This window comes from Ferruginibacter sp. (assembly GCF_028288465.1).
Classification (GTDB): domain Bacteria; phylum Bacteroidota; class Bacteroidia; order Chitinophagales; family Chitinophagaceae; genus Ferruginibacter.
Genome location: NZ_JAQBNR010000060.1, coordinates 121,105 through 142,562, shown reverse-complemented (window position 1 = coordinate 142,562; position 21,458 = coordinate 121,105). Strand labels below are relative to the sequence as shown.

The window sequence follows — 21,458 nt, the reverse complement described above, 5'->3', positions numbered from 1 at the left end:
CTAATTAAAATGATTAAAACATTTATAAAGCGGCCGGTACTCAGTACGGTTATTTCTATCATCATTGTATTATTGGGTATACTCGGCCTTGCCAAGTTACCGATAGAACAATATCCCAACATTGCGCCACCAACAGTGCAGGTTTCGGCGTTTTACACCGGTGCCAATGCTGAAGTAGTTTTGCGCAACGTCATCATTCCGCTGGAGGAAGCCATCAACGGCGTGGAAGGTATGACGTACATGACTTCTTCTGCAGCCAATGACGGAAGTGCATCTATCCAGATTTATTTCCAGGTAGGTACCGATCCGGATAAGGATGCGGTGAATGTGCAGAACCTTGTATCCAGCGCCACCAGCCAGTTACCGCAGGAAGTAGTAAAAGTAGGCGTGACTGTCAGAAAGCAGCAAAGCAGTATGGTGTTGATATTTGCATTGTACAGCGATAAGCCTGCGTACGATCAGACTTTTTTACAGAACTATGCCAACATCAACGTGCTGCCGCAAATTAAGAGGGTACCTGGTGTGGGTAATGCCAACAGTTTTGGCAGCCGCGAATATTCCATGCGTATCTGGTTAAAGCCGGATGTAATGAGTATTTACGGGCTTACACCCGAAGATGTACAGGCTGCACTGAACGAACAAAACGTAGATGCAGCGCCCGGTAAATTCGGCGAGAACGGCGACCAGAGTTTTCAATATGTAATTACCTATACAGGTAAATTGCAGTCTGTTGCAGAGTTTGAAAACATTATTGTAAAGGCGAAAAACAGCGGCCAGATATTACACCTGAAAGATATTGCGAGGGTAGAGATTGGTGCCTTGTCTTATTCCAACGCCGGTTCGCTGAACGGCTTTCCTGCCGTGGGTATGGCTATCAGTCAAACACCCGGTTCCAACGCAAGAGAGGTGATTGATATGTCGAAAAAAGTAATGGAGGAAGCCAGCAAATCTTTTCCTGACGGCATCCATTATACCGCCATTGTCGATATCAATAAATTCTTAAGTGCTTCTATTGAAAAAGTGATAATGACATTGCTGGAATGTTTCGGCCTCGTATTCCTGGTAATATTTCTTTTCCTGCAGGATTTCCGTTCCACATTGATCCATGGGATATCGGTGCCCGTTTGTATTACCGGTACTTTTTTCTTTTTATACATATTTGGTTACAGCATCAACCTGCTTACCTTGTTTGCATTGGTGCTGGCGATAGGTATTGTGGTAGATGATGCTATCGTGGTGGTAGAAGCTGTACATGCCAAACTGGAGGGGGGCTACAAATCGCCCCGCAAAGCCGCTGTAGATGCCATGCAGGAAATCACCGGCGCTATTTTATCCATCACGCTTATCATGGCTGCGGTGTTTATCCCGGTTACATTTGTTGGTGGGTCAACCGGTGTTTTTTATAAACAGTTTGGGGTTACACTGGCGGTAGCAATTGGTATATCAGCCATCAATGCCTTAACGTTATGCCCTGCACTGGCAGCTTTGTTTTTACGGCCGCCAAAACATGTTCCGCAGGAGCATCACAATTTTCTTCACCGTTTTGGTATGGGCTTTAATGCGGCCTATGATTCCATGACGGCAAAATATACAAAGGCCATCCAGTTTTTATCGATAAGAAAATGGATTGTTGTGGCGGCAACCGGTGTATTCATCGCCTTGTTTGTGTTTCTTGTAAAAACCACCCCATCCAGCTTTGTACCGGATGAAGATATGGGAACTATATTCGTGCCGATCAGTCTGCCGGCAGCATCTTCGATGGAACGAACCACCGCAGTGGTAAAGCAGGTAAGTGACAGTGCAAAAACCATCCCCGAAATAGAAAATGTGTTCCAGATAATCGGTTTTAATTTTTTGGCGGGCAGTGGCAGTAATTATGGAATTATATTTTTAGAACTGAAGCCCTGGGACAAAAGAAAAGGCACAAGTAATCTTGACGTTATAAAAAAACTCAATCAAAAAGTAGCAGGCATAAGGGAGGCCTCTATCTTTTCCATCCCGCTGCCTACCATCACCGGGTTTGGCGGTACCGGCGGTTTTGCGTTTCAGTTGCAGGATAAAGGAGGTCACAGCATCAATGAATTTTATGGTGTGGCCCAGCAATTTTTGGGTGCGCTGGCAAAGCGGAAAGAGATACAATATGCTACCACTTCCTTCGACCCTAAATTTCCGCAATACGAGTTGAGCATCAATGTGGCGAAAGTGAAACAGGCCGGTGTTTCAGTGAACGAAATATTGGGTACCATGCAATTCTATTACGGCGGTTTCTATGCTTCCAATTTTAATAAATATGGAAAGCAATATCGCGTAATGGTGCAGGCTGATACCAATTACAGGGCTAATTTAGAAGGATTGAATAAAGTGTTTATCAAGACTGGCAGTGGCCAGATGGCACCCATTACGGAGTTCATCGAAGTCAAGCGTTCGTACGGTCCGCAGAGCATTACGCGGTTCAATATGTTTACATCTATTTCTGTCAATGGTACACCCAACCCCGGCTTCAGTTCGGGCGAAGCATTAGCAGCCATCAAGGAAGTAGCGGCGCAAACATTGCCGCCCGGCTATGGATACGAGTATTCCGGCATCAGCAGGGAAGAGCAATCCAGCGGCTCTCAATCCATCTATATTTTTGTACTGAGCCTGGTGTTTGTTTATTTGTTGTTAAGTGCGCAATATGAAAGTTATTTATTGCCGCTGGCAGTATTGCTGTCCATGCCGGTAGGTTTATCAGGCGTGTACCTGTTTGCCAAAATGTTTGATATCGGCAATAATATTTACATGCAGATTTCACTTATCATGCTCATCGGCCTGCTGGCAAAAAACGCCATCCTGATGGTAGAATTTTCATTGGGCAGAAGACGCAAGGGCATGAGTTTGATTGATGCTGCAACAGAAGGCGCCAAAGCCCGTCTGCGCCCGATATTGATGACTTCCTTTGCCTTTGTGTTTGGATTGATGCCATTGATGTTTGCAACAGGTGCCGGTGCTTATGGCAACCGCTCAATCGGAACCGGTGCTATTGGTGGAATGCTGATCGGTACCGTACTGGGTGTGTTTGTAATACCCGGATTGTTCATCATATTCCAGGCCTTGCAGGAAAAAATACGCGGCAACAAATACGATGAAAATGATGAATTGCTGGAACCATAATTATATAAAACGGGAAAGTTAAACAGAATGAAACGAATTGTATCCGGCAGAAAAATAATGTTTGTATCGAGTATTATAGTATGTACAATCATTCAGTCGTGCAAGGTGGCTAAACCTTATGTGCAGCCTGCAGGTGCTGCGGGGGCTGACCTGTACAGGAAAGCGGTTTCTACAGACACCAATAACATCGCTGATATTCCGTGGCAAAAATTGTTCAGCGATACTTCACTGCGGTCACTTGTTCAGCAAGGCATCAGCAACAACCTGGATCTTTCTATTGCAATAGCACGTATAAAAGCTGCTGCAGCCAATGTTCGCCAAAGCAGCATGGCGCTATATCCATCGTTGAATGCCAATGCAGCGGCAGCATTTCAACGGGTGCCCGCTACACAATTTGGAACACAGGAAGCTTACCAGTTGTATGCCAACAGCAGTTGGGAAGCAGACATCTGGGGTAAATTGAGCAGTGCAAAAAAGGCGGCTTTATCATCCTTGCTGCAAAGCGAAGCTTACCGCAAGGCGGTGCAAACACAATTGGTTTCGGATATCGCCACCAGCTATTATTCATTGCTTGCTTTAGATGCACAACTTAAGATAACAGAACAAACGGTAGAAAACAGGAAGCAGGAAGTAGAGACCATGAAGGCTTTAAAAGAAGCGGATGTGGTTACCGGCGCAGCTGTTGTGCAGAGTGAAGCCAACCGTTACTCTGTCGAAATAACCATACCGGATTTAAAACAAAACATTCGTGAAACGGAAAATAACCTTAGTATTTTATTAGGCAAAAATCCGGATACGATTTCAAGAAGCAGCCTGGGGCTTCAAACAATTGACACAACGCTGGCTGCCGGCGTGCCATTGCAACTATTGGCCAACAGACCCGATGTACAGCAGGCAGAATACCAGTTACGTAATTCATTTGAACTGGTAAATGTTGCCAGGACTTATTTTTATCCTTCTCTCAACATCACCGCTGCCGCAGGATTTTCCGGTACCGCTTTATCTAAACTATTTTTACCAGCCAGTTTTTTTGCCAACATTGCCGGCGGCCTTTTGCAACCGGTCCTTGATAAAGGCGTCAACAGGCAACGTCTTGCCGTTGCGCAGGCAAGGCAGGAAGAATACCTGGCCAGCTTTAGAAAAACTATTTTGGTTGCGGGACAGGAAGTCTCCAATGCCCTCTATAGTTATCAGTCTGCATCAGATAAACAATCCCTGCGCTTGCAGCAAATTACCAACCTGGAAAAATCGGTTGAGTACACCAAATTGTTATTGCAATATTCTTCTGCTACTAATTATACAGATGTGCTCACCTCAGAACAAAGCTTGCTGGCGGCGCAGCTGGGCGGCATCAACGACCGTTTACAACAACTTACCGCGGTGGTAAATTTATACAGGAGTTTGGGTGGTGGGTGGAAATAGTTTCTGGTGACGATTGTGCCAGTATATATTGGGTAGCTGTGCGTATGCTGATAGCAATGGATCATGCATTAGTGGCCAGGCCTTTCGATTATTACTATTCATCCTGATTTTAAGAAAAGTGTATTCCTGGAATCTGTGGTACTGCAATAAAATTTACAGCATCAATTCTATCAATTATATAACAAGTGCCTGCATTTTTGCAGGCACTTGTTATATAAGAAAACGCTTAATGTTCGTACCTGGCACATTTCGCGAATACTGGTTACTAATCTTTGTCATCAACTACCATCGTATTCGTCCATTTGTCCTGCCATGGATTACAGGGAGTTCCCAGGGCGCTGAATACGCAGAAAGGAACAGCCCTGCTGAATCCTCTTTCAAAAGCCTTGCCACCTGAAATTTGACTTCCGTCGGCATTAATTGCCCTGGTTTTTGTGATCAGTTTGCCAAGTGATTTTCCCTTAAAAATAGCCTCTACAGCCGACATGTACAAAGCGTAGAGTAAGAGCGAAACTACCCTGTCTAACAGTCCAAAACCGGGACTGCCGTTCGTAAACAGCTCAGCTGTCGTTGGGGCAGCCAAAGCTAGTACAACGCCAAACCCCAAAGCAAGCACGTAAAAAAATACAAAATCAATAATATAATTGGCCAGTCTTTTTCCGGTGCTGGCTCTCGCATGAAATTCTTCAGGCGTTAAAAGATCCTCAGGGTTTTGTTCAGTTTGCATGGCAATTTGATTGTGTGTTTGAAATAATATGGCACTTATGAATGAATCATTCAGCTTAAAGTTTCGGGGGTTTAATTGTTTTTACTTTCTGTCAATATCAATAATCTCCCCCTTGTCCAGCATCGCCTTCAGTTCTTTTTTTGAATAAGCAAATTCATCCTCCGCATAAGCAGTATCGCCTTTGCTTTTTAAATCTGCCAGGCCGCTGATTTTATTGGTTTCAAAATTATTTATGCGGACGATTGCCGAATCACCTTCTATGGCCGATACCTTGTACAACGTGTACTGACTTGCTTTGGTCTTTACTTCAAATATATCCCCCGCTTTGGGTAGCAGAATCAGGGTGGCATTTTTCTCGTCATTCTTGCGGTCGCTGATAACGCCGGCGGTTATGGCGATGGCCAGTAATGCTGCGCCGGCAAAAGTCCATACAGGCGTTTTTGTTTGCAGTTTTAAATTCTCGTAATCTGTCTTGAGGGAAACAGGCATCTCTTTTAATTTAAGTACCTGCTTGCAATGCCCGCATTGGCTTATTGCTGTTTTGCCAATTGGAAAGAATGGAATCCAAAAAATATGCGCATATTTTTGAAATATATGCATTTCAATACTGTTTGGTGTGCTGCAGTTAGGACACCTTTCAATTAATGTTTCCTTTAAAAGCTGGGTTGATTTTGTTCCGTAAACAATCATTTAGTTGGGTTTTAAGGGGTATATGGCAGCTATCACGTGTACAGTTGCCGTGAATCAGTTGAACAAAATATTTTTAGCAATTAACGCTGATGTATGCAAAATAATTGCCTTTTATTTTTAATAGATAAAAGAAATATCCGTGTTGTTTATGTCGCTTTCCGTCTTAAGTTTATAACCTGAAAAATATTTTCTTCTTATACAAAAAGTAACATAAACCCCAGGCTACGCTAAAAATACAGAAGGAAGAAATGATATTGCTCAGCAGTTCGGGTACATGAATTATTTGCATCAATCCATTGGTAATTGTTCTGAGGTAATTTTCAAACCAGCGGTCGCCCACAATTTCAAAAAACAAATAAATGAACAGCGAGTTCATCCCAACGATGGTAAAAAATTTTAAGTGCTTGTGGTGATTTCTGATATCAATCCACCAGTAAGCGAGCGACAGAAAAGCCAGCGCCCATCCAAGAGAGGCCAGCGTAAATGTACTGGTAGCTGTATGTTTAATGATAGGTGTAACGCCTGCAAGATCCAGCCCGAAGCCAAGGGCCAGGCAACTGGCACTTGCAATCAGCATGTATTTTAATTTATTTTTTTCTGGGCTCAGTAACAATTTACCAATCATGGCGCCGCCAATGGTATGTACCGAAGTGGGGATGCAATTGATGGCCACCCAGCCGTCTTTATTTATTTTATTCATCAGCACGGTATCCATATAATTGCCAAAATTATGCTGGTCGGTAAAGGGCTGATCAAAGCCGGGTACATGGGTAAAGCGGTACAACACTTCCGTTAGCAAAAGAATACCAATACAGAAAATAATTTGTGCGCTGTTGCTCCAGCGGAAAATAAAAAATGTTACCAGTGTTGTAAAACTCAGTTGCGTTAATATATCCCACAGCTCAAAAGACAAGCCTGCTGGCCGGACAGAATAATCCAGTACGCCCCAGAAAAACAACCAGCCGCTGCGCTTCAGCGTTTTTTTAAATGAGTCGCCCCACGACATACCTTGTTCCCGTTGTTTGCTCAGTGAGTAGGCCATCGCCACGCCGGCCATAAACATAAAGCAGGGTTGTATCAAATCCCAAAAGCGCAGGCCATGCCAGGGGTGATGATAGAATTGCTGTACAATAACATTCAGCGGTTTGCCTTCAGTTGCTATTTGCAGGTTTTCGTACAGGGCGCAACTTTCAAGCGCCAGCAGTATCATAATAAAGCCACGCATAAAATCAAGCGACTGCAATCTTTTTGCAGTCACAGCAGTATTGGTTGGTAAAGGCATAAGGGTTTTTTAGTGGCTACAAAATAGGTTATTTTTTTAACCGGGTGCAACAGTTGGATATACGGATGGGCATAACCTACTGCCAGGGGAATAAAATTGCAATCAGTTTATCCTCTCTTTAAAGTAATGCAAACTCACAACCCGGCAGATCATATTTGACCGTGCTCCTCATTTTTTACTGTGACTGACAATTTTTTAACAAACTGCAGAACGTCTGCAAACAATTACTAAGGGTAGTTGTTTTTCCAAACAATTTGTAGTTGAAATTCTAAATACAACATTAAAATTGCAGGTTTGCTTATCTTTCATTTATACAGTGTGTTGTGTACAACATTATATAAACCACTCAGCAAGGGCGCTTTGCTCCCGTGAAGTAATTGACCAGGTGACGGTGTAATATTATTCAGTACATAAAGTGCAACAGCGCTGATAGTATGGTTTTTGCTAAAAAGAACTCTGTTTATCACTTGAAAATACAATATGTCCACAAATGAACTCCGGTCTTTTTAAATAAACAGGCATGTTACGCGAAGCATTAAAAATAATTATACTGGAAGACGATGAGGCAGACGTTGAGCTGATTCAGTACCAGTTAAAAAAAGGCAATTATAACTGCCAGTACAGCGTAATGCTCAGCAGGAATGCATATGAACAGGCGCTCGATAATTTTGAACCAGACCTCATTCTTTCTGATAATGAACTGCCACAATTCACTGCATCTGAGGCATTGCAAATTTTGTTGCAACGCAAACTACACATCCCCTTTATTTTAGTTACAGGAACAGTATCGGAAGAATTTGCTGTCGGGATTATCAAAGCGGGTGCCGATGATTATTTACTGAAAGACCATTTGACACGGCTGCCAGTTGCCATAGACGCAGCACTGTATAAAAAGAAAGCTGAAAAAGCGAAGGATGAAGCTTTGGCAGCATTAAAAGCAAGCGAGGAAAAATACCGCGATATTGTTGAGAACATCAGCGACATTCTCTGCACGCATGACCTGTATGGTAAAGTGTATTCCGTTAACGAAGCCGCAAAAAATCAGCTGGGATACGAAATACCTGATATGCTTACTATGCGTATCCAGGATATTTTATCACCGCGGGGCAGAGAGGAGTTTGGTGCGTATATTGAATTTATAAAAGCCCATGGATTTTACAAAGGCCTGATGCAGGTGCAAACGAAAGCGGGGGACACAAGAATATGGGAAGTGAATAATTCATTAAAAACAAATGCCACTGCAATACCATTGGTGAGAGGGTTTGCAAGGGATGTGACTGAAAGAATCATTGCGGAAAAAAAACTGGCAGCGAGTGAAAAGCGGTTTCGGGCATTGATTGAAAACAGCAATGAAGCCATTGCATTACTGGATAAGTCATTGAAGGTGTTTTACCGCAGCCCCGCAACGGCGGGCATTACAGGCTGGCCGGATGAGGAACTGGCAGATAAAGAAGCAACAATAAATATTCATCCGGACGATGCCACCTGCTTTAAAGACCGGTTGAATGAAGCTCTAAAGAAGTCCGGCATTGCGGTACCTTTCCAGGCCAGGTATCGCCATCGCACTGGCAATTATATCTGGACTGCAGGTACGTTTACTAACATGCTGAATATAGACGGGGTAAACGCAGTTGTTACCAATTTCAGCAACAACACCAAACGAAAAGAGGCGGAAGATAAAGTAATGGCGAGTGAAAAACGGTTTAGAAATTCGCTTGACATCATGCTGGAGGGTGTGCAGATTATCGGCTTCGACTGGAGGTATATTTACGTAAATGATGCTTTTGCGAAACATGCCAAGTACGAAAAGGACGAGTTGCTGGGATATACTGTAATGGAAAAATTTCCAGGCATTGAAAACACGGATCTATTTAAAGTGTACCAGCAATGCTTTAACGAGCGGATCGCCATTCATCTGGAAACTGAATTTGAATTTCCTGACAAATCAACAGGCTGGTTCGAGTTTAATTTTCAGCCCGTACCGGAAGGGATTTTTATTTTGTCGGTGGATATAACCGAGCGTAAAAATGCGGAAGCGCAGTTGAATGAAGAAAGAGATAAACTCGTGATTCTTTCCGACACTGTGCCAGGCGTAATGTATACTTTTTCGCAGAAGTCAGATGGTAACTTCCAGTTTAGTTATGTCAGCAACAGCGTGACAGAAGTATTCGGGCTGCAAAAACAGCAACTGCTGGCAGATGCGAATGCCTTTTTCAAAGGCATTCATCCGGATGACCAGCAACAGGCGGCCGATAGTATTGTCCATGCAATCAAATGCAACAACGACTGGAATGCTGAGTTTCGTTACCTGCATCCGGCCAAAGGCATTTTATGGCTGGAAGGAAAATCGAAGGCATTGAAGGGAAAGGATGGTGGTATGTATTGGCACGGCATTACAAATGATATCACCGAAAGAAAAATAGGCGAACAGAAAATTATTAAGGCCAACCGTTTGTATGCATTTATCAGCCAGGTAAACCAAATGATATTGCGGGCAACAGATGAACAAATGCTTTTTAAAGAAGCCTGTAATATCGCGGTGGAATTTGGTAAATTTAAAATGGTTTGGATTGGGATGCTGGAGGGAGCCCGGCAGCAGTTAATTCCCGTTAGATATGCAGGTGATGAACAGGGATACCTGGCAGCAATAAAAAAAGACAAAGAACAAAAATGGCCGGAAGCCAGTAGGACGATGTACGCTGCCATAAAAGATGGAAAACGCATTGTTTGCAATGATATTGAAACCGATCTTTTGATGGCTCCCTGGAAAGAGGAAGCTGTTACACGGGGATTCAAATCCTTGTTGTCATTGCCCATCAAAAAATATGGAAAAGTGTTAGGTGCTTTTTCTTTTTTATCCGCCGAACCCAACTTTTTCGATGATGAAGAAACGTTGTTGCTGGAAGAGGCAACACGTGATATTTCTTTTGCTCTGGAGGTTTTTGATAAAGAAAAAATGCGGCAAACTTCCGAAGCAGCAGAGCTGGAAACCAGGCGGCGCTATCAAACCCTTGCCGAAGTGGCGCCTGTAGGGATCTTTCATACAGATTCAGCTGGCAATACAACCTATGTCAATCCCAACTGTTGCAATATTTCGGGATTGACATTAAGTGAAGCCCTGGATGGGAAATGGTTAAGTGCTGTGCACCAGGATGACCGTAACAAACTGATAAGTAAATTAAGAAGTTTAGCGCCAGGAGAAGCAGTCACCTTGCCCGAGTTTCGTTTTGTTCGTGCTGATGGCAGCATTGCCTGGGTAATGGGACAAGCAGTTTCCGAAAAAGATTCGCAAGGGTCCTTTATTGGGTATGTAGGAACGCTTACCGATATAACAGAAATCAAAAAAGCGGAATCGGAACTAACCCGGTTAAACGGGCGTTTGGAGGCCATTCTTCATGCCATTCCCGATCTGATGTTTGAAGTAGGCGCCGACGGACGTATCTACAATTATCATTCTCATAGCAATGATTTACTGGCAATGCCGCCAGAGGCATTTTTAGGCAAAACATTTACAGAAGTACTGCCGCCAGACGTTGCAGCAACCTGCATGGAAGGTATTGAAGAGGCCGCAGTAAAAGGGTTTTCAATTGGCCGCCAGTATGCATTACAGCTACCCGGTGGCGAATACTGGTTTGAATTGTCGATTGCACCGATGGAAAAAACGGATGAACAGGCAGGGCATTTTATTTGTTTGTCACGTAATATTACCAGGAAAAAGCTATCAGAAAAAGCTTTGCAGGAAAGTGAAGAGAGCTACCGGATTTTAGTTGAAAATGCACCTGAAGCGTTGGTGGTAGTGGATGTAGCGCAGCAGAAATTTGTGCAGGTGAGCGAAAGCGCCCTGGCTTTTTTCAAGATGGACCGGGAGCAATTACTGTCAAAAGGCCCCAAAGATGTAAGTCCTGAATACCAGCCGGGTGGACGCTTGTCGTCGGAAATGGCCATGGAAAAAATGATTACAGCGCTCAGGGGAATGAAGCAGACTTTTGAATGGACCCATTTAAACAGCCTGGGCGAACTGATTTTAAGTGAGGTAAGACTTGTGAAGTTGCCATCTGATAAAAATATGTTAGTGAGGGGCAGTATTACAGATATTACCGAAAGGAAGAAAGCCGCTGAAATGATCGTTGCCAACGAAAAAAAATTCAGAAAGCTGGTTGAGAATGGCAACGATGCCTTTGTTATTTTAAGCCCGGAAGGAAAGGGGAAATACATTTCATCTTCTGTTGAAAGATTACTCGGGTATTCTGAAGCGGAAGCGTACGAACTGGATCTTTTTTCTTTAACTCACCCGGATGATTTGCCGGAAGTAGCAAGGGAATTTAAAAAAGCATTGCAAAATCCGGGCATACCAATTGCCGGCCATACATCCCGGTTACTGCATAAAAATGGCAGCTGGCGCTGGTTTGAAGATACAATGACGAACCTGCTTGATGACCCGGATATTGGTGGTATTGTGGACAATTTCAGGGATGTTACCGAGCGGAAGGAAAAGGAAGAAGAAATAAAGACAAGTGAAGAAAAGAGGAGACTGATTATGAATGCAGCCCTGGATGCCATTATCTGTATTGATACAAAAGGGGTGATTACTTTTTGGAATCCGCAGGCAGAAAAAATATTTGGCTGGCAGGAGGAGGAGGTCATGGGTAAAGTATTATCTGATATCATTATTCCGGAACCTTACCGTAAAATGCATGATGCGGGAATGGAAAATTACCTTAAAACAGGACAAGGGCCGGCATTGAATGTATTGCTGGAATTGAATGCAGTTAACCGGCACAAAGTTAGTTTTCCGGTGGAGCTGACTGTACTGCCAATTAAACAGGGCGGAGAAGAATTTTTCTGTGCTTTCATCCGCGATATCAGCGAACGAAAAAAAGCTGCGCAGGCCATACTGCTGAGTAACGACCGGTACAACATGGTAGCGAGGGCTACCAACGATTCTATCTGGGAACTCAACATTGCCACACAGGAAATAGTCCGGAGTGGCGATGGTTTTAAAACGTTATTTGGCTATGAAAACCAAACCGGCAACAGCGCTGATACAGGCTTTGTGTCACTTGTTCACCGGGATGATCTGAAGATGGTTATATCGTCTATGGAGGAGGCTTTTGCCAACCCTGACACGGTTTATTGGGGGCACGAGTACCGGTTTTTAAAAGCCAATGGTGAATATGCCTACGTGTACGACAGGGGTTATATCATCCGCGATGCGGAGGGAAATGCTATACAAATGATTGGCGCCACACAGGATATATCAAAACTGAAGGAAAACGAGTTGAACCTGTTACTGCTTAACCAGCACCTGCAGTCACAGGCCAAAGAACTGGCAGACTCCAATGCCGAACTGGAGCAGTTTGCTTATGTAGCGTCGCACGATTTACAGGAGCCCTTAAGGATGGTGACCAGTTTTCTTACTTTATTCGAAAAAAAATACAGTAGCTCGGTGGATGAAAATGGAAGAAGGTATATCAATTTCGCTGTAGACGGTGCCATGCGTATGCGGCACATTATAGTGGATATATTGGAGTTTTCAACAATAGGGAGGGTAAAAGGCGATACAGAAGCAGTGGACCTGAATAAGCTGATCAGTGAAACTATGCAACTTTTTCAAACGGAGATAGAAGCAAAAAAAGCGGTTATCAAAACAGGGGAGCTTCCGGTGTTGATGGCGCAGGAAGCTCCATTAAGACAAGTATTTCACAACCTGATCGGCAATGCCTTAAAATACGCTGCAGATAACAGGCCACCGGTAATTGCTATCACAGCAACGGCTGGGCCGGATTACTGGCAATTCGCGGTGGCCGATAATGGCATAGGTATCAGCGAAGAATATTTCGATAAAATATTTGTCATCTTTCAGCGCCTGCATAACCAAAGTAAATTTTCCGGCACCGGTATCGGGCTGGGGATTACAAAAAAAATAATTGAAAACTTTGGAGGTAAAATCTGGCTCGAATCGGAACCTGGCAAGGGAAGTACATTCTTTTTCACAATAAAAAGTAGATAGAACAACGCTGCTTCAGCAACTTGGGTTACAAAAAACGGATAACAGGCCGTAACAAAAGTATAAAACGCATTTGCAAAATGACTACACCGCTACACATTTTACTGGTTGAAGATAATGCAGGTGATATTCTGTTAACGCAGGTTGCTTTTGAAGAGTTGGGTATACATTTTAAAATGAGCGTTGTAAACGACGGAGATGAAGCCGTGGATTTTTTGAGCAGGGAAGGCGATTACCGGCAAGTTGAATTGCCACACCTGTTGTTGCTGGATATTAACCTGCCCAAAAAAAATGGGCACGAGGTATTGAAATACATCGAAGCGAACCAGTCTCTTTGCCACATTCCCGTAATAATGCTTACCACTTCATCATCCAAAAAAGACATCGATCTGGCTTATGATCACCATGCCAGTGGCTTTATAACAAAGCCTTCCAATGTAAACGATTTCATCAGTGCCATTGGTACTACCATCGGCGTATGGTTACCGAAAATAAACCCGGCGGGTTAATACTTAATACAAAAACACTTGTGCAGTGTATAAACCGATAGATATTTGCCAACCCGATGCTTACATAGTGGCGGTTAGAACGCAGACGGGGAGGCGATTGCATTGTGCCCGGTGCGAAACAATGAAGTCATGTCTTACGGTTTACGTCAAAGTGCTTGCGGCTTAGAAGTTGTAACCTTTTACGATTGCAGGATGCGCAAATAAGCTTTCCAGGGGCCAACTGCTTCTTCATATTGCTTGGCCATCACGCGGGCAATCTGGGCAATGTGATTCAGATCGTGAACGACCCATGTTGAAACAAGTTGCGATAAAGTAACTGCTCCAAACTCCGGGTGTATTCCTGTTTTTTCTAAGTCTGCTTCAACAAGTTGCTTTGATTTTAAAAGACCGGTGTTGTGCTGACGGATGCTTTTGAATTCATCCAGCAGTTCGTGTAATGTTGGCGCTTCGCTTTTTTTTAATTGGGCGAACCGGTCAAATGGTACAAAGGACTTGTCTGTTGTATTGGAGAGAATAACTTCCATTCTCGGAATCCAGTCTGTTTTTTCGCCATGGATAAGATGCCCTATAATTTCATACACGTTCCAGCTTTCTCCGCCTTCATTATTGCATGTCCACTCGTTTGATAAGTTGTACAACATTGTTATAAGCACGTCAGGTGTACGCCCAAGAATTTCGATCGATTTTGATAGGGAGAAATGCATTGCTATGGTGTTTATTTCAAAGGTAAGTTTTTTGAAAACTGGTTAACATGCCATAAACAAAATAGGGGTAAAAGCCACCTTGATCAAAAAATGGGAAGCCTTCATATTGGCTTATTAATTGGTACATTTTTATGGCTGACCTATTACAACAAGACAAGTTTTACCAAGCCTATTACTTTTACAATTATTTCTTTGCTTATTTGGACTTATTGGCTATTAACTTTTTTTGGAGGACAGTATCAAAGAAGGTCTTTTATATTTAGGACTTTTTGAACTTTTCAATATTTTACTTTTATTGTTTTTTGTCAGACAGAAAATAAAAAATGAAAATGGAAAAGGAACAGGCTTAAATTTTAAACAGTGACTGAATTGCTATTTGACAACTGCATGCGCATAAGCAGCGGGCTGGGCTTTAACTGGCAACGGGAATGGGATAGCTGTATACTGTAAGGGAAAGAATATTAATAGGCCGGAAAAAAAATGGTGGGCCGAGGGATTTTAATTATTGATACATGGTTGAGGCCATGCTGCAAAAAATGTATTCGAGCAATCCATTGTCAAATCAATGTTGTTTACTAAGCCTGGCCTGGTGTCGGATTAACCGCCGCCGGGTAGAGCAACTCCGTCAGTGGTTTTACCAGGTAACTACATTAATTGTAAGATATTCAATTGCTATTTTGCATTGTGCAAATGCCCTGGTGACTACGGAGTTTTTTTAATTGCCTGCTTTTTCCAATGCATTGCCGCCACATACAGTAATCCAATAAAAAATCACCCCTGTTTATTATTATACAACCTGTATCACACCTTCCTTCAAATTAGGCTGGCCCTTACCGGTAGTGATGAGCTTAAATAGACTTTGCTGAATATACTGTGTCCATGCGGTGGCGCAAATATCAAAACATTCATACGCCGGCGTTAAGCCAAAGTGAGCAAAAATGAGTTTTGTTTTATCGCCATCCTGCTCAATTTCAAAACTAACTTTTGTGTTTTTCCATTCGCTTTTATCTTTTATAAAATTAAAGTAGTTGTCAAGTACCAGCCATACCACTTTCTTGCCAGGAGCAACTTCTGCCAGTTTCATTTTGCAAATGTGCACGTCTTTGTACTGGTAGTCGAACACATCATTCAGTTCGCTGGTGCCGCCTTCTATTGCTTCCGACCACCAGCCCCTTACATTGTTGATGGCGGCAAACACTTCTTTTGGCGATTGGTCAACCAAAAAAGAAGTGGTAAAATGTTGATCGTTCATGCTGCTATTTTTGAATTGATTTTGCTTTAATTTCTTTATTCAGCACATTGGGATTTCCCTTGCCCGTGGTTATAAAAGGCGACAGGCTTTGGTGCAGGTACTGATTCCATCCGTTTGAGCAGTCGCGGAAGCATTGAATTTTCGGCACCAGTCCCAGGTGTGTAAACTGTAATTGTGTTTGGCCATCCCGTGCAGTAATTTCAAATACAATCGTTGTACCGGTCCATTCACTCGTGTTGGTAAGAAAACTCAGGTGACTATCAGTAACCAGCCAGACAATTTTTTTACCCGGCACCACTCCAACTAATTTTTGCCTGGAGTAATGTACATCTCCGAAACGAACTTCAAACTCATCCTCCTGTTCTGTTGAATTACCTGTAAAGTCTTCCGACCACCATCCGCGGACATTGTTGATGGCATTGAATACTTCACCCGGCGTTTGATTAACCAAAAAATTGGTTGTGTAATCATGGTTTGCCATAGCATTACTTTTTAAGTGTGCGTGTTTAAATTTTACAAATGTGGTACTGCAAAAGTATTGTCTCAATATTACTTTTAAAGGGTGTAAAATGGACTTTGTAGTGGGTTGATTTGGACATAGCAAAATAGTAGCTTTGTCAAAAGCAACACGATGAAACATCTGACAATTATTGTACCTGAAGGTGAGAATAATTTAAGCAGCATAGTAGGAACATACAAGATATTTACAAGAGCAAATGAGTACCGTACAAAAGCCGGGCACAAGGCGGTATTTTCTATCCAGCTGGCAGGCGTCTCGGATGAGGTGGAATTTTATGAAGGTCTGTTTAGCGTGAAGCCGCACACAAATATTGCTGCCATCACAAAAGCCAATCTCATCATTATTCCCTCATTGAACCACAACTACGAAAAAGCAGTAAAAGGAAACAAAACACTGATTGACTGGATTGCGAAACAATATAAAGAAGGTGCGGAAATAGCAACGATTTGCACCGGCGCATTTATGCTGGCAGCTACAGGTTTGCTGGATGGAAGAAGTTGTTCAACCCATTGGGCAGCCTCGGAAAATTTCAGCAGGATGTTTCCCAACGTGCAACTGCAGGCAGATAAACTGATCACAGATGAAAATGGCATCTATACAAATGGAGGTGCTTATTCTTTTTTAAACCTGCTAATTTACCTGGTAGAAAAGTATTACGACCGGCCAACGGCCATCTTTTGTTCCAAGGTTTTCCAGATAGACATGGATAGAAAAAGCCAGTCGGCTTTCACCATTTTTACCGGGCAAAAGTTACATGGGGATGAAGTAGTAAATAAGGCGCAGGAATACATGGAAACCAACCTGCACGAAAAAATATCCGTTGAATATTTGTCAGCCAGGTTTGCTGTAGGCAGGCGCAACTTCGACAGAAGATTTGTAAAAGCTACAGGCAATACACCGGGTGAATATTCGCAACGGGTAAAAATCGAATCCGCTAAAAAGGCATTTGAAAACAGCCGGAAAACAATCAATGAGGTGATGTATGATGTAGGTTATTCGGATGTAAAGGCATTCCGGGAAGTATTCAGAAAAATTACGGGGATGTCGCCGGCGGAATACAGAAGCAGGTATAATAAAGAAGCGTCGGTATAATTGTACTGTGCAGCCGGTAAGGTAATTAGAGCATAGGATAAAGGGTGGTGAAATAACAGCTCTATCTTATTCACTGGCCTTTGGTATGGTAAAAATAAGGGTGGTGCCAACACCAACTGTACTTTCAATTTTAAAAGTTCCGGCGTTTTTTTCCATAAATTCATTTACCAGTTTTAAACCTAAACCCACGCCTTTTTCTCCCGTTGTACCGGTGGTAGTTTTTAAGTCTTGCTGATGTATGATATTATCAATTTGTGTTGCCGTCATACCAACGCCGGTATCCGACAAGGTTAACGTTATATTGTTTCCGCTATCTTTTAAATTAAAACTGATTACAGCACCCGGGTGTGAAAATTTAAGGGCATTGCTGATTGTATTGCGCACAATAATTTCAAATTGATTTTTGTCGATGAATATAGGGTGAGGATAGCAATTATTTTCAATCGTAATCGATTTAGTCTTGGCCTGTTCCTGGAACAGTAAAATTATACTGTCGATAAAAGATTTTATTTCTACTGTTTCAGGTTTTGTTTGCATGCCATTTAACTGCGATGTTGACCACGTTAGTAAACTCCCGATCGTTGCATTTAGATTGGTACTGTTTGCCAGCACACTGGGCAAGAGTCTTTCAAAGTCATCCGAGCCCATTTTTTTGCTGGCCATTAATTGCAGCAGCTTATGCAGGGTAGCGGCAGGTCCTCTTACGTCGTGACTGATAATGGAAAAGAGTTTATAATTATCGCTGTTGATTTTTTCCAGTGCTGCTCTTTGCTGGTTGATGATTTCGTTTTGCGCCTTTAATGTTTTATTCTTTGATAACAACCTTACGAGGAAATAAGCCAGTAATAATAAAATGCTGGTAACAGCAACCGCAACAGTAATAATAAAGTTCAGGTATTGCTTTTTGTCTTTGATCTCGTTGTGCAGTTCGTTGATCGCGTTGATGTTTTTATCAACCTCTATATTCTGAACAATTTGTTGTAAATGATTGGTTTTTTGTTCCTGCTGAATGGAATCTCTTAACAGGAAAGCCCTGGTAAAATAGTTGCTGGATTTTTTAAAATCGCCGGTTTGGTTATAGTAATTGCCAAAGAACGAAAATATCTGTTGTTGCTCATCCAGGTAAAAATTATTATCACGTTTACCTGAAGCAATAATGCTGGCTAAAAGTTGGTTGGCACTTTCACTATATTTAAAAGCACTATCGAGCTTATTCAGTTTCAGGTATAATTCACTGAGCGAGATCCTGGTATTCAGGGCGCTGCCTGGTTCATTGTTTTGCAGGCTGAGTTGTTCATCCCTTTTGTAATATGGAATCGCTTCTGAAAGACGGTTGGCCAGTGTCAGGGCATAAGCCAGGTTTCCTGAAGTAATGCCTTCCCATGCAGAATTTTTCTTTGCCTTGCTAAGCTCCAGTATTTCTTTAAACTGTTCAATAGAAACAGCTGTATTGTTTTTATTCCTGTTGATTAATGCCAGCGTAGTTAAGGAGTTGAGGTCGATGTTGCTTTGTATATTTTCCGGAAAAGCGTTTTTGCCACCTGCTAAAAAAAGGTTGATATATTTGGTGGCGTAGTAATATTCTTTTAAGTGATAATAAAACTGCGAATAAAAATAATACAGCTGGTATTTTACATCATGGCTGGCGAAAGTGGGATTTTCTTCCATTTTTAAAACAGCCAGGTTAAACTCCTTATCTAATTTTCTTTTTTGCGATTCATTTTGAAAAATATAAAACAGGTCGTAAAAAATATATTTTGCCGCTGCTGCTTTTGCCCCCTCTTGTAAAAAATAAGTGGTGTTGAAAATTAATTCCTTGTCGCTGTTTTGTTGCAGGTGGTTTTTAATGCGCAAATCAACTGCAAGTCCTTCTTCCTGCGACTTGCTGTTCATTAATTCGTTTGCCCAAATTGTTGTGCTGTCTTGTTGGGAGTAACCTACAGATTGCTGGAAACACAGAGTTAGTAATAGGATAATAAATTTGGTAATTGGATTCATAATTTAAAGATAAAATATATTTCTTAAAATTATTTTCTGATTTGATTTTATGGAAAGGTCCAACCCGTTGGAGGGTTTATTTTGTAACGGGCGTAAGTAACCCTGGTGATCATTGTTGTGTCACTCCCTTGTACTGCATAACTGTGTGGAACTTTTACCTGAGCGATCATATTATGTGCTCCCTAAGAGTTATTCACAACAGTGATAATTTGCCAATATAATGTTTCATTATAGGAAGGTATTTTGTTAAGCGGGGGCTGCATATGGTGTACCTTCGGCACGCCGCCGCGATTGTTTCATTTCTACTAATATCATGTTTGCATGGAACACAAAAACCGTGGTAATAAAGCGAGGTTATTTTAATAACTATCCAAGTAGACGAAGCTGGTGTTAATTAAGCAATCTTAAGAAAATAGTTATCTGTTACCTGGCACCGGTGAAGGCTGCCCAGTTAGCATTAGTGTTGCCAAAAGCTGTAAATGTAAAACAGGGCGATGCAAGGATGACCCACATGGCTTCATAGACTGGACCAATTCTTAATTTTTAAAGCGAAGTTGACGATGCTGGTCAAGTCTCAAAGTAACTATCAAATGTATCGCCCGATTTTTAGCTAAATTGCCATATAAAAAGTAACCTAACATATTTACACAAGAGATTACATGCAAACATCTTCTTTAAAAATTGGTTTATTTGCCATAGGCCTGGAGGCTTACTGGGCGCAGTTTGATGGTTTAAAAGACCGGTTGGAAGGCTACCTTGGGGAGGTGCATCAAAAGATTGCGGACCTGCATCCCGGTGTGGTGAATACCGGCTTGGTAGATACCATTGACAAGGCTTTTGACGCGGGCAAAACTTTCCGCCGGCAGGATGTGGACATTATCTTTTTGTATGTATCTACCTATGCATTGTCGTCGATGGTGTTGCCGGTGGTGCAGCATGCAAAAGTGCCGGTAATTATCTTAAACCTGGCCCCGGAAGCGGCAATTGATTATACCAGTTTTAATGCCAGCACCGACCGTACAAAGATGACGGGGGAGTGGCTTGCTTTTTGTTCTGCCTGCCCTGTGCCGGAGATTGCCAATGTGTTTAACCGCGTCGGCACATCTTTTCACCAGGTTACCGGTATGCTGCACAACGATCCGCATTGCTGGAAAGAGGTGAGTGAATGGGTTGCAGCAGCAAGGGTGGCCAATATCATGCGCTTTAACCGAATGGGTTGCATGGGTCATTATTACAGTGGCATGCTGGATATTTATACCGACCTCACACAACAATACGCCAGCTTTGGCGGTCATATAGAATTACTTGAAGTAGAGCAACTGGCGACCCTGCGAAAGCAAGTGACGGCAACCGAAATGCAAGAACGTCTGGCTGTGTTTAATGACAACTTTGATGTGCAACCCGATTGTGCTGCGGCTGACCTGGAGAAAGCGGCCATTACTTCGGTGGCGCTTGACAAGCTGGTGGAGCAACACCAGCTGGGTTCGATGGCTTATTATTACCGTGGCACCGGCAATCCCGAAAATGAAGAAGCGATCAGCTCTATTATTTTAGGTAATTCCTTATTAACTGCAAGGGGTATCCCGGTGGCGGGCGAATATGAAATTAAAAATGCCCAGGCCATGAAGATCATGGATAGCTTTGGAGCAGGTGGTTCGTTCACCGAATATTATGCGATGGATTTTACCGATGATGTGGTGCTGATGGGGCATGATGGTCCGGGCCATATTGCGATTGCGGAAGGCAAAACAAAAGTGCGGCCGCTGAAGGTATTTCATGGTAAAGTTGGCAGCGGGGTATCGGTTGAAATGTCTGTTAAAAACGGGCCGGTTACTTTATTATCCGTAGTTGAAAAAAGGGGTGGGGGATTGCTATTGCTGGTGGCTGAAGGCGCTTCTGTACCCGGTGCCATTTTAGAGATAGGCAATACCAACAGCCGTTATAAATTTCCTATTGGCGCCCGCCGTTTTGTAAACGACTGGAACAGTCATGGCCCTGCGCATCACTGCGCTATCGGGCTTGGACATATTGCAGCGAAGATTAAAAAGTTGGGGGCTTTGCTGGAGTTGGATGTGGTGCAGGTTTGCTGAGAGTACCATCCATCG

13 protein-coding genes are annotated in these 21,458 nt (G+C 42.7%); 6 read left to right on the top strand and 7 right to left on the bottom strand.

The genetic code is table 11. The features are described from left to right. The first annotated feature begins 9 nt into the window (after positions 1-9). Together JWR61_RS23430 and JWR61_RS23425 are read left to right on the top strand one after the other, a co-directional pair. On the top strand, positions 10-3,150 hold the full coding sequence (locus JWR61_RS23430) for an efflux RND transporter permease subunit (RefSeq protein WP_301930134.1): 3,141 nt from the start codon (positions 10-12) through the stop codon (positions 3,148-3,150). Between the two features lie 27 nt (positions 3,151-3,177). Then, positions 3,178-4,572, top strand: coding sequence for an efflux transporter outer membrane subunit (locus JWR61_RS23425; RefSeq protein ID WP_301930133.1), 1,395 nt, complete (start codon positions 3,178-3,180; stop codon positions 4,570-4,572). A gap of 265 nt (positions 4,573-4,837) precedes the next feature. Here the strand turns inward: JWR61_RS23425 and JWR61_RS23420 are convergent, their stop codons facing one another. From JWR61_RS23420 to JWR61_RS23410, 3 genes are all read right to left on the bottom strand, one after another. After that, positions 4,838-5,299, bottom strand: a complete 462-nt coding sequence (locus JWR61_RS23420) for an RDD family protein (protein WP_301930132.1) — start codon at positions 5,297-5,299, stop codon at positions 4,838-4,840. Positions 5,300-5,380: 81 nt separating this feature from the next. Further along, on the bottom strand, positions 5,381-5,788 hold the full coding sequence (locus JWR61_RS23415; protein WP_301930131.1) for a hypothetical protein: 408 nt from the start codon (positions 5,786-5,788) through the stop codon (positions 5,381-5,383). A gap of 370 nt (positions 5,789-6,158) precedes the next feature. Next, complete coding sequence (locus tag JWR61_RS23410) at positions 6,159-7,271, bottom strand: acyltransferase family protein (RefSeq protein WP_301930130.1); 1,113 nt, start codon at positions 7,269-7,271, stop codon at positions 6,159-6,161. Between the two features lie 520 nt (positions 7,272-7,791). Here JWR61_RS23410 and JWR61_RS23405 point away from each other — a divergent pair. After that, complete coding sequence (locus JWR61_RS23405; RefSeq protein ID WP_301930129.1) at positions 7,792-13,281, top strand: PAS domain S-box protein; 5,490 nt, start codon at positions 7,792-7,794, stop codon at positions 13,279-13,281. A 77-nt stretch (positions 13,282-13,358) separates the two neighbouring features. After that, positions 13,359-13,787 carry a response regulator gene (locus JWR61_RS23400; RefSeq protein ID WP_301930128.1) on the top strand — a complete coding sequence of 143 codons (429 nt, stop codon included), beginning with the start codon at positions 13,359-13,361 and terminating at the stop codon, positions 13,785-13,787. Positions 13,788-13,966: 179 nt separating this feature from the next. Here the strand turns inward: JWR61_RS23400 and JWR61_RS23395 are convergent, their stop codons facing one another. The 3 genes from JWR61_RS23395 to JWR61_RS23385 form a co-directional block, all read right to left on the bottom strand. Then, positions 13,967-14,491 (bottom strand): DinB family protein, encoded by a 525-nt coding sequence (locus JWR61_RS23395; protein WP_301930127.1) that lies wholly within the window; start codon positions 14,489-14,491, stop codon positions 13,967-13,969. Between the two features lie 787 nt (positions 14,492-15,278). After that, positions 15,279-15,743 (bottom strand): SRPBCC domain-containing protein, encoded by a 465-nt coding sequence (locus JWR61_RS23390; RefSeq protein WP_301930126.1) that lies wholly within the window; start codon positions 15,741-15,743, stop codon positions 15,279-15,281. 4 nt (positions 15,744-15,747) lie between these two features. Next, the gene (locus JWR61_RS23385; protein ID WP_301930125.1) at positions 15,748-16,224 is read right to left on the bottom strand and encodes an SRPBCC domain-containing protein; all 477 of its coding nucleotides are present in this window, start codon (positions 16,222-16,224) and stop codon (positions 15,748-15,750) included. 150 nt (positions 16,225-16,374) lie between these two features. Between JWR61_RS23385 and JWR61_RS23380 the strand changes: the two genes are divergently transcribed. After that, positions 16,375-17,355: a GlxA family transcriptional regulator gene (locus tag JWR61_RS23380; protein ID WP_301930124.1), complete on the top strand. Its 981-nt coding sequence runs from the start codon at positions 16,375-16,377 to the stop codon at positions 17,353-17,355. Positions 17,356-17,421: 66 nt separating this feature from the next. Here the strand turns inward: JWR61_RS23380 and JWR61_RS23375 are convergent, their stop codons facing one another. Beyond that, a complete protein-coding gene (locus JWR61_RS23375) occupies positions 17,422-19,353 on the bottom strand; it encodes an ATP-binding protein (RefSeq protein WP_301930123.1) in 1,932 nt (643 codons plus the stop codon). A 659-nt stretch (positions 19,354-20,012) separates the two neighbouring features. Here JWR61_RS23375 and JWR61_RS23370 point away from each other — a divergent pair. Then, on the top strand, positions 20,013-21,443 hold the full coding sequence (locus JWR61_RS23370; RefSeq protein WP_301930122.1) for an arabinose isomerase: 1,431 nt from the start codon (positions 20,013-20,015) through the stop codon (positions 21,441-21,443). Positions 21,444-21,458 lie beyond the last annotated feature (15 nt).

Excerpts from the sequence above, each read along its gene's own strand:
- JWR61_RS23430 (WP_301930134.1), top strand. The coding sequence starts at position 10 with ATGATTAAAACATTTATAAAGCGGCCGGTACTCAGTACGGTTATTTCT.
- JWR61_RS23425 (WP_301930133.1), top strand. The coding sequence starts at position 3,178 with ATGAAACGAATTGTATCCGGCAGAAAAATAATGTTTGTATCGAGTATT.
- JWR61_RS23420 (WP_301930132.1), bottom strand. The coding sequence starts at position 5,299 with ATGCAAACTGAACAAAACCCTGAGGATCTTTTAACGCCTGAAGAATTT.
- JWR61_RS23415 (WP_301930131.1), bottom strand. The coding sequence starts at position 5,788 with ATGCCTGTTTCCCTCAAGACAGATTACGAGAATTTAAAACTGCAAACA.
- JWR61_RS23410 (WP_301930130.1), bottom strand. The coding sequence starts at position 7,271 with ATGCCTTTACCAACCAATACTGCTGTGACTGCAAAAAGATTGCAGTCG.
- JWR61_RS23405 (WP_301930129.1), top strand. The coding sequence starts at position 7,792 with ATGTTACGCGAAGCATTAAAAATAATTATACTGGAAGACGATGAGGCA.
- JWR61_RS23400 (WP_301930128.1), top strand. The coding sequence starts at position 13,359 with ATGACTACACCGCTACACATTTTACTGGTTGAAGATAATGCAGGTGAT.
- JWR61_RS23395 (WP_301930127.1), bottom strand. The coding sequence starts at position 14,491 with ATGCATTTCTCCCTATCAAAATCGATCGAAATTCTTGGGCGTACACCT.
- JWR61_RS23390 (WP_301930126.1), bottom strand. The coding sequence starts at position 15,743 with ATGAACGATCAACATTTTACCACTTCTTTTTTGGTTGACCAATCGCCA.
- JWR61_RS23385 (WP_301930125.1), bottom strand. The coding sequence starts at position 16,224 with ATGGCAAACCATGATTACACAACCAATTTTTTGGTTAATCAAACGCCG.
- JWR61_RS23380 (WP_301930124.1), top strand. The coding sequence starts at position 16,375 with ATGAAACATCTGACAATTATTGTACCTGAAGGTGAGAATAATTTAAGC.
- JWR61_RS23375 (WP_301930123.1), bottom strand. The coding sequence starts at position 19,353 with ATGAATCCAATTACCAAATTTATTATCCTATTACTAACTCTGTGTTTC.
- JWR61_RS23370 (WP_301930122.1), top strand. The coding sequence starts at position 20,013 with ATGCAAACATCTTCTTTAAAAATTGGTTTATTTGCCATAGGCCTGGAG.